The 12,230-nt window shown below is 58.6% G+C and carries 12 protein-coding genes; 5 read left to right on the top strand and 7 right to left on the bottom strand.

The genetic code is table 11. The annotated features are described in order from the left end of the window. Positions 1-210: 210 nt before the first annotated feature. Positions 211-2,796 carry a bifunctional diguanylate cyclase/phosphodiesterase gene (locus tag BK660_RS03035; protein ID WP_123432017.1) on the top strand — a complete coding sequence of 862 codons (2,586 nt, stop codon included), beginning with the start codon at positions 211-213 and terminating at the stop codon, positions 2,794-2,796. A gap of 137 nt (positions 2,797-2,933) precedes the next feature. Further along, positions 2,934-4,853 (top strand): tyrosine-protein phosphatase, encoded by a 1,920-nt coding sequence (locus BK660_RS03030; protein ID WP_123432016.1) that lies wholly within the window; start codon positions 2,934-2,936, stop codon positions 4,851-4,853. A 49-nt stretch (positions 4,854-4,902) separates the two neighbouring features. Here the strand turns inward: BK660_RS03030 and BK660_RS03025 are convergent, their stop codons facing one another. Beyond that, complete coding sequence (locus BK660_RS03025; protein WP_123432015.1) at positions 4,903-5,889, bottom strand: AraC family transcriptional regulator; 987 nt, start codon at positions 5,887-5,889, stop codon at positions 4,903-4,905. A gap of 199 nt (positions 5,890-6,088) precedes the next feature. On the opposite strand from BK660_RS03025, the gene BK660_RS03020 reads away from it, so the two are divergent. From BK660_RS03020 to BK660_RS03010, 3 genes are all read left to right on the top strand, one after another. Further along, on the top strand, positions 6,089-7,015 hold the full coding sequence (locus tag BK660_RS03020; RefSeq protein WP_123432014.1) for a Gfo/Idh/MocA family protein: 927 nt from the start codon (positions 6,089-6,091) through the stop codon (positions 7,013-7,015). Positions 7,016-7,129: 114 nt separating this feature from the next. Beyond that, entirely contained in the window at positions 7,130-7,405 is a 276-nt protein-coding gene (locus BK660_RS03015) for a metal/formaldehyde-sensitive transcriptional repressor (protein ID WP_123432013.1), read from the top strand. A gap of 8 nt (positions 7,406-7,413) precedes the next feature. Further along, positions 7,414-8,550, top strand: a complete 1,137-nt coding sequence (locus tag BK660_RS03010) for a nickel/cobalt efflux protein RcnA (RefSeq protein WP_123432012.1) — start codon at positions 7,414-7,416, stop codon at positions 8,548-8,550. An 80-nt stretch (positions 8,551-8,630) separates the two neighbouring features. On the opposite strand, the gene BK660_RS03005 is transcribed toward BK660_RS03010, so the two are convergent. The 6 genes from BK660_RS03005 to BK660_RS02980 form a co-directional block, all read right to left on the bottom strand. After that, positions 8,631-8,993, bottom strand: a complete 363-nt coding sequence (locus tag BK660_RS03005; RefSeq protein ID WP_123432011.1) for a hypothetical protein — start codon at positions 8,991-8,993, stop codon at positions 8,631-8,633. A 132-nt stretch (positions 8,994-9,125) separates the two neighbouring features. Further along, entirely contained in the window at positions 9,126-9,698 is a 573-nt protein-coding gene (locus tag BK660_RS03000; RefSeq protein ID WP_123432010.1) for a chorismate mutase, read from the bottom strand. Positions 9,699-9,851: 153 nt separating this feature from the next. Then, entirely contained in the window at positions 9,852-10,214 is a 363-nt protein-coding gene (locus BK660_RS02995; RefSeq protein WP_123432009.1) for a hypothetical protein, read from the bottom strand. 160 nt (positions 10,215-10,374) lie between these two features. Further along, a complete protein-coding gene (locus tag BK660_RS02990) occupies positions 10,375-10,803 on the bottom strand; it encodes a nuclear transport factor 2 family protein (protein WP_123432008.1) in 429 nt (142 codons plus the stop codon). A gap of 3 nt (positions 10,804-10,806) precedes the next feature. Then, positions 10,807-11,565, bottom strand: a complete 759-nt coding sequence (locus BK660_RS02985; protein WP_123432007.1) for an SGNH/GDSL hydrolase family protein — start codon at positions 11,563-11,565, stop codon at positions 10,807-10,809. Positions 11,566-11,705: 140 nt separating this feature from the next. Next, positions 11,706-12,107, bottom strand: a complete 402-nt coding sequence (locus BK660_RS02980; protein ID WP_123432006.1) for a hypothetical protein — start codon at positions 12,105-12,107, stop codon at positions 11,706-11,708. Positions 12,108-12,230: the final 123 nt, after the last annotated feature.

Here is a 12,230-nt window from a genome sequence, read left to right as displayed (position 1 = left end):
CGGCAACCATTAATACCCCTCAGCTTTATCGATTACCTCCCATATCCGGCATAAATTTCTGACGTGTTGCGAGTAATGGACAGATTCCTCGTCTACCCTCTGCGAGAGCATTGTGAACGGCCTCGCGCAAAATCTGGTTATTCATTAGTTCGCTCATACAGCCGATAACGTGGTGTACAACCCTCTTGCATCAACGACCAGCGGGAAATTATGCCGAATAGCCTCGCCTCTATCGTCCACTCCCTCTCTCATCGTTCAAACGTGTCGCTGGCACGGACTTCACTGTTCAAGTTTGTCGGTCTATTGGCCGGTGTGTTTTTACTGGCCAGCTTTTCACTGGTTTATCTTGCCAACGATTTAGACCGGACAGAGGAAGTCGAAAGTGCGTTTTACACAAAGAAGGCTGTGCAATCGCTGGAAAAATCGCTGCGCTCGGTCGTCAAGGATTACGCATTTTGGGGGGATGCCTACAAGCACTTGCATGCTCAAGTAGACCCGGATTGGGCTTATGTACGGCAAAACGCCGGGCCAACGCTTTACACCGATTTTGGCTTTCAGGGACTGTTTGTCGTCAACGACGTCAATCAAACGGTTTACTCGGTGATCAAGGGTGAGCTGAAACCCGTTGACGCTTCAGAGTGGCTGGGAAACGCCATCGCACCGCTTCTCGAAAAGGCCCGTGCCGGTGCGGAATCAGAAACACCGACAACCGCTTTTATCAATATTGGAGGCGAACCCGCGCTGGTCGCGGCAGCCGCCATTACACCGGGAACCGACCCGACCGTGGAGTCTGATGCCCGGCAGCCGTCGGTGTTGATTTTCGTCGACATTCTGGACAGCGCCAAGCTTCAGCTATTAGGTAATGATTTTGGGGTCGAGGGCCTGCATGTCGCCTCGGCTGATGATCTTGACACAACGTCCTTCTTGCCGTTGGGAGAGAACGGTGCTGCCGGCAATCTGTCTTGGAGTCCGTCCAGCCCGGGTCAGCGGTTACTGGCAGTAGGGCTGCCGTTGATCGGCATTGCCGCGTTGTTGGTGTGCCTGATGACCTGGGTTATTTTGCGGCGCACCACCGCCAGCGCAGTTGCGCTGGACGCCAGCTACACCTCGCTTCAGAACAGTCAGGACGCCCTCGGTATCAGCGAAGCGCGCTTTCGCGACGTCGTTGAAGCCATCTCGGACTGGGTATGGGAAACAGGCGATGGCGGGCGTTTCACCTATTTGTCCGATCGATTTGAAAACGTCACCGGACTCTCACGGGATGCCTGGATCGGTGCGTCGATCAATGATCTGCTGAGCACCGAATTAGGTTTGCTGACCCAGTGGTTGAGCATTCCGAACCGTCGTCCGGACATCAGCATTCAGTGTCGCTATGTCGATGCCAAGGGGCGGGAGCGCATCACGCGGATCTCGGCCCGGGACATGACGGGCGCAGGGTTCCGGGGCACCGCAACGGATGTGACGGACGAAGTCGAAGCCCGTCGGCGCATCGAATTCCTTTCCCAGCATGATGCCCTCACCGGGCTCCCCAACCGGACCCGTCTTCAAGAGTTTCTGGACGGTAAACTCAAGGCATTACCAACGGTGGAACAACCGCTGGTCATGCTCTGTCTGGACCTTGATCGCTTTAAACCGGTCAATGACTTGCTCGGGCACGCCGCCGGTGACCGGGTGCTCAATGAAGTGTCGAGCCGTCTGGCTGACTGCGTGCGCCACGGCGACCTTGTCGCCCGGGTCGGGGGGGATGAGTTTGTATTGATCCTCAGTGACGTGAGTTCTCAGGAGGAAGTCGAGACCCTGTGTCATCGCCTGATCGAGTCGGTTGAGCGGCCCATAGAGATTGATCAGCAGGAAGTGTTTGTCAGCGCCAGTATCGGTATCGCGATGGCGCCCAATGATGCGTGCGAAGCGACCGAGTTGCTGCGCTATGCGGACATTGCGTTGTACGAGGCCAAGACGGGCGGGCGTAACACCTGGCGCTTTTATGCCGGCGACATGAACGCCAAAATCATTGAGCGCCGCCGTCTGGAAAACGACCTGCGTTTCGCCATCAAACACGGCGAGCTGCGCCTGCATTTCCAGCCACGCTATCGTATTTCGGACGGTCAGATGGTTGGCGCCGAAGCGCTGGTCCGGTGGCAACATCCCGTGCGCGGTTTAATCCCTCCCGATACGTTTATCCCGATCGCCGAGGAGTCCGGGCTAATCCTGTTCCTGAGCAACTGGGTAATCCAGACCGCTTGCCGTTGCGCCGCAAAGTGGCCGGAGAATTTGTTCGTCTCCGTCAACTTGTCATCGACCGAATTCAAGCGCGGCAATCTGGTCGAGCGCATTCAGAAAACACTGCACGACACCGGAATCGATCCTGCCCGGGTCGAGCTGGAAATTACCGAAAGCGTGATGCTTGAAGATGCCACGGGTGCACTTGAGATAATGCGCACGCTGAAACGCCTCGGCGTGCGGATCTCCATGGACGACTTTGGAACCGGATATTCATCGTTGAGTTACCTGCGCGCGTTTCCTTTCGATGGCCTGAAAATAGACCGCAGCTTCTTGAACCGGCTGGACGAAAGCGAGGATGACCGGGCCATTATCCAGGCGATCGTCGGCTTGGGACGCGCGTTGGCGCTTACGGTGACGGCCGAGGGCATTGAAAGCGCCGAGCAGCTGAGCTTGCTCAAAGGGGTGGCGTGCGATGAAGGCCAAGGTTATTTCCTGAGCCGGCCGCTTGATGTGAATACGTTTAATGCGTTGGTCGGCGTCAAAGGCAGTGCAGTCAGCGCCAGCAACATTTAAAGGTCGGGAAATACAGACCAAAAACGCGCCCTCCGGACCAATCGCGCACGGATTTTCATCCGTGGCCAAACTGTCATATTCGGTGTTCCTTCCTTGCAGATAGTGGTCAGCCCAATGCGCATGAATGAGGCTGTACCGTGTTTCCACGTCTTCTGTGTTCGCTGTCCGTTTTGAGCCTGTCTATCGCTGCTGCCCAGGCTGCCGAGGCCACCAACCTCGACACTCCGCGCTTGCGCAGCATCGACAACTTCCGCGATATCGCCGGCACCACTACCGCGTATTCCACGGCCAACGACGGCACGATGCGCGGTGGTGTGTTCTATCGATCCAACGCGCTGACCCCGTCGGCGGCGGATCTGGCCACCTTGAACGGTCTCGGTATCAAGGCCGTTTACGACCTGCGCACGCCGAGTGAAATCGCCGCGACACCCGATACCCTGCTGACCGGGGCGACCTATACCAATATCGACATTATTGGCAGCGCCACGTCCGGTGCCAACATCACCACGGTCTCGTTCAGAAGCGCCGCCGATGCCGTCGCCATGATGCAGCAGACCAACCGGGCGTTCGTCAGTGACGCGGGGATGCGCAGTCAACTCAGCACGCTGTTCAATGAACTGGCCAGTATCGATGGCGCGCAGCTGTTCCATTGCACGGCCGGCAAGGACCGGACGGGCTGGACCGCCGCCGTGTTGCAGAGCATTGCCGGCGTCGACAGCGCCACCATCATGAGCAACTACCTGGCGACCAACGACTACACCGCGGCGCGCGTGAAGGCGACACTGGCGGCCATGCCGCCGAGTATGGCGGCGATCTATGCGCCGTTGCTCGGCGTGGAGGCGAGTTTCCTGCAAGCCGGTCTGGATCAGGTGACCGCGCAGTACGGCAGCATGGACAACTACCTCAAGCAAGGCCTCGGGCTGTCCCAGGAAACCATTTACGTGCTGCGCGGCAAGATGGTTTTCTATAACAGCCTGCCGGGCCAGGACGGTCTCGTCGGCAACGCCGCCGCGGGCGCCGGGTTGCTGCAACAGCTGCAGAACAGCGACCTGTCCGGCACTTACAGCGCTTACAACTACTACCTGCAATCGGCGATCGATGCCGGCAGCCTTGGCGGCGTCGAGTCCACAGTCGGTGGCCAGGTGCATGCCGATGCGACCAGCTACTTGCTACGCCAAGGGGCGATGGTCGAGCAGGCCGCTGCGCCGTTCGCCAGCGGCACGGATCTGAAGATCGGCCAATATCGTTTGTGGAGCACGGCGCTGGCCGGCTATCTGGGCACCGATGGTTCGTCCCAGGCTGCCAGCAGCAACGAGCACAGCCAGGGCTTGATGATCGGCCTGACCCAGCGCTTCTCCGAACAACTCAGTGCCCACGCAGGTTTTGGCTACAGCAACGGCAATGTCGGCGGGGCGGGCGGTGAGGTGGATACCGACTGGACTTTTTTCACCGGTGGCGCCCGCTATGCATTCGACGGTCTGGAACGCGGTCTGTTTGTCGAAGGCAAGGCCAACGCCGGCTGGCTCGACTACGAAAGCAAACGCGACCTCGGTGGCGGACTGGGCACGGCCAAGGGCGATAGCCATGGCACGCTGTCCGGTGCAACGGTTGCGGTAGGCTATCGTGTGCCGGTGAGCAATATGATCCTCGAACCGAGCCTCGGCGTACGCGTCAGTCACCTGGACGTGTCCGGCTTCCAGGAGAAAGGCAGCGAACTGGCCCTCGACGTCGACAGCACAGAGGAAACCCGCCGCAGCGCGATGGCCAATCTCAATGTCGCATTTGCCCCGGTCGGCATGGGCGCGTGGCAACTGGTGCCGGGCGTTCAGGTGGGTTATGAACATGTGCTGGGCGATAACGACGTCTATAGCGAAGGACACCTGCTGAGTCTGGACGTCGAGCAGCGTGCCGCCTTCGACAACCGGGATCAGTTTACTGGCGGCGTGAATGTCATGGCCAATCTTGGCCCGCTGAGCCTGGGTGCCGAAGTCGGTGCCAGCGGTGGAGGGGACAGCCACGGTTTCAGCGGCGGCCTCAAGGCCAGCTATCTATTCTGATCCAGAAGGCACATGGACACTTGTGGTGAGGGAGCAGGCTCCCTCGCCATTAGCGCCGGATTCGCTTGCGCCCCGATTTCACCTCAGCGGGACTGACGCCATAGGCATTCTGGAAATACTGGCAAAACCTCCCGATATTGCTGAAGCCAAATCGCAAGGCCACTTCGGTCACGGACGTCGGGACATCCTGCGCCAGCGCATCGTAAGCCCGTTTCAGACGCACCTGCCGTTGATAGTCAACGATCGAAAGACCCACGAACCGTCGAAAACCTTCCTGCAAGGCACGCTGGCTGACGTTGCTCAGCCGAGCCAGATCCGTGCCGCTGACCATGTGCTCGGGATGCGCCTGAATGTACTCGACCGCCAGCTTCACATGCCGTGGCGCGATCAACGGGGCAGGGCGTCGCAAGGCTTCGGTGAAGTTGTGCGGCCAGGCCTCCAGCACCGTGTCGATCAGCATTTCGCGAAGACGCGAAGGCATCAGCGTACCGGCATTGATCAGTTGATCGAACTCAGTGCCCGTCGCCAGATCGATCAATGCCTTGATGCCCTGGAACGCCGGGACATTCAGATCGACCGTCGGCTCGAAGTGCAGCTTTTCCAGGATCGGCTTGTCCAGCAGCGTCGACAGTCGTTCGGTGAGATGGGCGCGCCTGATCGACATCCCATGCTGGGCATGATTATCGAGAAAACGCATCGAGCGAATGTCGGCTTTATCAATCGCCAGGCCAACGTGGGTGACGCCGACCGACTCGGTCGCGTGATTGAACACGATCTTGCCGGCAGTAGGAATGACAAAAGTGATTTCGTCATGGGGGTCGGGAAACACGACCGTGAAGTCGCCGCGGTAATGCATCCTGCGGAAACTCACGCCTTCATGCCGGCCGTAGACCCCGCCGATGATGATGTTTGACGGCGGGGGCGGCGTGTCGGAATAGCGGTTGCCGAACATCGTCGAGAACAACGCGCCAAAGTCATCGCAGCGCATGCCATCGGACCTGAGGATGATTTGTTGGCGTGTCGGGGCTGAGAACACCTTGAGTGGCACCTTGGGTCGGGGGAACTTGGGTACAGGGGCGATTGGGGTAGGCGGGGAGCGCGCAGACGTTAGCAGGCGGGAGTGACAGGATTGTGACGGCGGGGGCATCAGCATGTCATCAATGACTTCCACGCTAGACAAACGTAATCTTGCCGCTTCGCGTTCCATGACAAGACAAAAAAAACAGGAGTCATTGATGCAACCGATTCGTCTCGGCCTGGTGGGCTACGGCAAGATTGCCCAGGATCAACACGTTCCCGCTATCAACGCCAACCCCGCGTTCCAGTTGGTGTCTGTCGCCACGCAAGGTCAGCCCTGCGCCGGGGTAGAGAATTTTCAGTCCCTGAGCGAGCTGCTCGCCAAGGGCCCGCACGTCGATGCGATTGCGTTTTGCACACCGCCGCAAGGTCGATTCGCACTGGTGCAACAAGCGCTGGCCGCCGGCAAACACGTGCTGGTCGAAAAACCGCCGTGCGCGACGTTAGGTGAAGCGATGGCATTGGTCAGTCAGGCCGCAGAGCAGGGCGTCAGCGGCTTGTTCGCCTGGCACTCACGCTATGCGCCCGGCATCGAAGCCGCCCGCGACTGGCTGGCCACCCGCACCCTGCAAAGCGTGCAGATCGACTGGAAGGAAGATGTGCGCAAGTGGCACCCCGGCCAGGCGTGGATCTGGCAGCCCGGTGGCCTCGGCGTGTTCGATCCCGGCATCAATGCCTTGTCGATTGTCACCCACCTGCTGGCGCTGCCGCTGTTTGTCGAATCTGCCGAACTGCGCGTCCCCGACAACTGCCAATCGCCGATTGCCGCGTCGATCAAAATGTCTGATGCACGTCACCTTGATGTCCGCGCGGAATTCGATTTCGACCACGGTCATGACGAACTCTGGAGCATCGAGATTCGTTGCGCCGAAGGCCTCCTGCGACTGGACAACGGCGGCGCCTTGTTGAGCATTGACGGCGTGCGCCAGGCCGTATCGGAGGAGGGCGAATACGCGGCGGTGTATCGGCATTTCCAGCAGCTGATTGGCGACAAGGCCAGTGACCTGGACCTCCAGCCGCTGCGATTGGTGGCCGATAGTTTCTTTGTCGGCAGTCGGGTGTCGGTTGAGCCGTTCTACGACTAGCGACCACGACTCCCCCATTTCTTTCTAGCTGACATGACTGCCTGCGCTTGGGGGATTGTATATCTCCCGATGGCAGGTGATCATGCTCGCCTGTATAGGTAGGGGGGGTATGGTATGTCGCACACTCACGAGCAAAAAGACGATCTGTTAAAACGGGTAAGACGCATCGCCGGGCAGGTCCAGGCGATAGAACGCGCGCTGGAATCGGGTGCCGATTGTGGCAAGACCCTGCATCTTGCTGCGGCCACCCGCGGCGCAATGAACGGTTTGATGGATGAAATCATCGAGGCCCACGCCCACGCCCACGTTGCCAACCCGGAGCTCAGCGATGAGGAACGGGCCAAGGGTGTCGAAGAACTGCTCGAAGCCATCCGCCGCTACTCAAAATAGGTCCTGTCATGCCCAATTTCGCAGAACTGCTGCAACAGGGTGGCGCCCACGCGTGGCTCTATTTCCCTAGCGCGATACTGCTGGGTGCCTTGCACGGGCTTGAGCCCGGGCACTCAAAAACCATGATGGCGGCGTTTATCGTGGCCATTCGTGGCTCGGTCAAACAAGCGGTGTTGCTGGGCCTGGCCGCAACGCTGTCGCACACGGCGGTGGTGTGGCTGGTGGCTATCGGTGGCATGTACCTGGGCAACGGGCTGGATGCGCAAACCACGGAGCCGTATTTCCAGCTCGCGTCCGCGGTGCTGATTATTTTGATCGCACTCTGGATGCTATGGCGTACCTGGCGTGGCGAGCAGATGTTCAAGTTCGAGCAAGGTGAAGACCACCACCACGGCGAACATGATCACGCTCACCACGACGAAACCCAGCGAATCGATACCGGTCATGGCCGCGTCGAACTGTCTATTTTCGAAACCGGCATGCCGCCGCACTGGCGCCTGAAAGCGTTGAGCGGGCAAGCCTGGGGTGCTGCGGATGTCCGCGTGTTGACCACGCGTCCTGACGGCAGCACCCAGGCGTTCTCGTTTGTCGAGCAGGAAGGTTTTCTGCAATCGACGGCCGATATTCCCGAACCCCACGAATTCAGCGCTCGCCTGAGTCTTGGGCATGCCGGTCATTCGCATGACTACGACCTGGAATACTCGGAGCATGACCACGGGCATTCGCACGCGGATCTGCAGGGCCTGGAGTTGTCGATTGACGGTTATCAGGATGCGCATGAACGTGCCCACGCCAATGACATCCGCAAGCGTTTCACCAACCGTGAAGTGACCACCGGCCAGATCATCGTGTTCGGTTTGACGGGAGGGTTGATTCCTTGTCCGGCGGCGATCACCGTCTTGCTGCTCTGCCTTCAGGTCAAGGAAATCGCCTTGGGCGGCATGCTTGTCCTGTGCTTCAGTATCGGTTTGGCGATTACGCTGGTATCGGTCGGCGCGGCGGCGGCCATTGGCGCGCGGCAAGCCAGCAACCGCTGGCCGTGGTTGGGGGCGGTGGCACGTCGGGCACCTTATCTGTCTAGTGCGTTGATTATTGCTGTGGGCTTGTACGTCGGCATTCATGGCTGGATCGGGTTGAATGCTTAAGACGCTTTGAATCGCGTGCACAAAAAAGCCCGGCTGATTAGGCCGGGCTTTTCATTGAGTATTGCGGTAGAACCCCGCATTTATGCAGCGCGGCTCTCGATCAGACGGTCGGAACCACCTTCGGCAACACGGTTCTGCATCAGACGGTCGGAACCATCGGCGGCTACGCGGTTTTCGATCAGACGATCCGAGCCATCAGCGGCTACGCGGTTTTCGATCAGACGATCCGAACCATCAGCGGCTACGCGGTTTTCGATCAGACGGTCGGAACCATCAGCGGCAACACGATTTTCGATCAAACGATCCGAACCACCTTCAGCCACACGGCTTTCAATCAGACGATCCGAGCCGCCTTCAGCGACCACAGGTTGAGCAGAGGTTGCGGCAAAAGCGTTAACTGCAAAGACCGAGAAAGCGATAGCGAGGATAGTTTGGCGTTTCATGATGGTGTGCTCCGGGTGTTTATTGGTTGGTATGGAGCTGATGTTACGCCGTGGATTTTTTAAGAGAACTTCATTGGGTCAATGGTGACTATCGATGCCGGCAATGGTTGCAGCAACCCGGGCAATACCGGGTCATTGAGCCACGACACACAGCTCCCCGGTAGCGCGAATCAGCGCCTGGCCATGCAGTTGATCCTTGATCAGGCTGGCTCGCTCGGTCCCTAGCCAGTCCGGGCAGTTGGGGTCATTGCGATAGGGCGCGAAGTCGGCGTACTGCTGCAGCAAGCGGTTCTGCAGCTCATCCAGCCGTGGCCTGATTTGATTGACGAGGTCTGGCCGTGGAGTGTCCGGGGCCTTGTCCGCCGCGCGCCATTGAGCCAGCAGGCCGTACTGCACCAGCTTGTTGGCTTCGATCTGTGCGGCCGTCAGCTCGGCAACCTCGTCCGGGTCCAGTTTGCGGCTCACGGCCATCTTCCTGGCGTTGTCAATGACCTGGCTTTCCCGGGCCGTATCCTGAATCGGCTTGCCGCTGTCCCATTTGGTCAACGCCACCAGATCAGCAATGCTCAAGCGCTCGTTGATCGTCACCAGCAACGGCAACAAGCTGGCGGGTGCCGGGGCGGGCGTACCGGCCTGGGCGCCGCACGCGAATAAACCGAACAGAACGCAGGTCAGCAGTTGTGGCAGGCGTGGCGAATGGAGCATGGGCAAACCTCATTGAGCGCAGAATTCACAATCAGGTCTTATGTACCACAGGTGCGGCAGAGGCTTTAAGTAAGGGCTGATTTATTTTATGCATGAAAAAGCCCGGCGGGTCAGGCCGGGCTTTTTGTCGAATGTTGCGTGAAGGCTATTCATTCATGCAGCGCGATACTTGATCAAGCGGTCAGCACCACCTTCGGCAACGCGGTTCTGCATCAGGCGATCGTAGCCATCAGCAGCGACACGGTTTTCGATCAGATGGTCAGAGCCATCAGCAGCTACGCGGTTTTCGATCAGACGGTCAGAGCCATCAGCGGCTACGCGGTTTTCGATCAGACGATCCGAACCATCTGCAGCCACACGATTCTCGATCAAACGATCCGAACCACCTTCAGCCACACGGCTTTCAATCAAACGATCCGAGCCGCCTTCAGCGACCACAGGTTGAGCAGAGGTTGCGGCAAAAGCGTTAACTGCGAAAACTGAGAAAGCGATAGCGAGGATAGTTTGGCGTTTCATGATGGTGTGCTCCGGGGTGCTTATGGGTGGGTATGGAGCTGATGTTACGCCGGGGATTTTTTATGAGAACTTCATTGAGTTGATGGTGACTATCGATGTCGGCAATGGGTCATCGCGCGCGGTGATATCACCGCGCGGAACAAGTTTCAGGCGTTTAGAATCAGGCTTTACTGGCCGCCAGATAAGCCCCAAGGCGCTGACCCATTTGCTCGCCCAAGGCTTGCAAACCGCTCAACGGACGGACCATCACCTCAAACTCGACGATTTTCCCGGCTTCGTTGAAGCGGATCATGTCGATGCCCTTCAACTGTTTTCCGCCAACGTTGGCGCTGAATTCCAGGACCACGTTCAAACCGTCTGCCGTTGCCAGTTCGCGGTGGTAGGCAAAGTCCTCGAAGACATTGACCACGGTGTTGAGAATCATCGAAACCACGGCCGCGCCCGGATAAGGCGTGTGGGCCATCGGCGAGTGGAACACGGCTTGCGGGTCCAGCAGACCGGGCAGGGCGCTCAAGTCCGCCGTGCGAATCATCTCGTGCCATTGTTGCAAGGAGGCCGCGGCGTTGGGATGCAGGTTCAGTTCAGACATTTTCTACTCCTGTATTTTTATTGTGGGTTGTTCAATGTCGAGGGGCGTATTTTTACGAAAGCGCTGACCGATGACCGCCGCCACATCACCCGCCCACTGACTGTATATCGCAGGACCCGGATGGAAGCCATCCCGTGCCATCGAGCCGTTCACCGGGGCCAACCGGGTCGTCAGCAGCGTGCAGTGATCAATACGCTCAGCCAGTTCGGCAAGGCGCGTGTTGAAAGCGCTGGCCCTGAGCCCCAAGTACCAACGCAGCGGTTGTGGCAGCGCGGGAAACAGGTGCATGGGTGGAAGCGGGGACAGCACAATCTGCTTTACCGCAAACTTTTCGCGCAACACGCCAATCAATCGATGTTGTCGAGCGACCCACTCATCAGCCACCAATGTGCTGGTGACATCGTTGACGCCGATAGATACCAGCGCCACATCGAAAGGTTGTGAAGCGTTGTCGTCGAGCAACGCCAGCAGCGCTTGCGAATCAAGCCCGGACCTGGCCCAGAGTGTCCAGGACACCCGGTAATCATGGGCCAACTGGCTGACCAGTTGCCCGCTGAGGGCTTCGTCCTGAGTCGATGCACCAACGCCAGCGGCGGCGCTGTCGCCGACAATCAACAACCGCAGGTGTTCGCCACTGCCGGCCTTGCCCTGACGTTCGCCCTCGGCTTCCGGCAGCCTGGGCGTTACCTTCCGGGTGTAAATGCCCTGCATGAGCAGCAAGGGGCCGAGCAGGATTTTGGCGAGCGTTTCAGTGTGGTTCATGCGGGTGTGCCGAGTTGACCAAATGATTATCAGCGCTACATGTACAACGCCCGCGTGGCGAGTGCACTAAAAATAGCTCACAAAAAAGCCCGGCTGATTAGGCCGGGCTTTTCGTTGAGTACCGCGGTAAAGCCATGCATTTATGCGGCGCGGCTTTCGATCAGACGGTCGGAACCACCTTCGGCTACGCGGTTTTCCATCAGATGGTCAGAACCATCAGCGGCTACGCGGTTTTCCATCAGATGGTCAGAACCATCAGCGGCTACACGGTTTTCCATCAGATGGTCAGAGCCATCAGCGGCTACACGGTTTTCCATTAGATGGTCAGAGCCATCAGCGGCTACGCGGTTTTCCATCAGATGGTCAGAGCCATCAGCAGCCACACGATTCTCGATCAAACGATCCGAACCCCCTTCAGCCACACGACTTTCAATCAAACGATCCGAGCCGCCTTCAGCGACCACAGGTTGAGCCGAGGTAGCGGCAAAAGCATTAACTGCGAAAACCGAGAAAGCGATAGCGAGGATAGTTTGGCGTTTCATGATGGTGTGCTCCGGGGTGTTTATTGGTTGGTATGGAGCGGATGTTACGCCGAGGATTTTTTATGAGAACTTCATTGGGTCAATGGTGACTATCGATGCCAGCAATGATGCACCTGGCCCCCG

Source organism: Pseudomonas brassicacearum, assembly GCF_003732265.1.
GTDB lineage: Bacteria > Pseudomonadota > Gammaproteobacteria > Pseudomonadales > Pseudomonadaceae > Aquipseudomonas > Aquipseudomonas brassicacearum_D.
The sequence above is the reverse complement of the archived record's forward strand: the minus strand, read 5'-3'. Positions and strand labels throughout refer to the sequence as shown.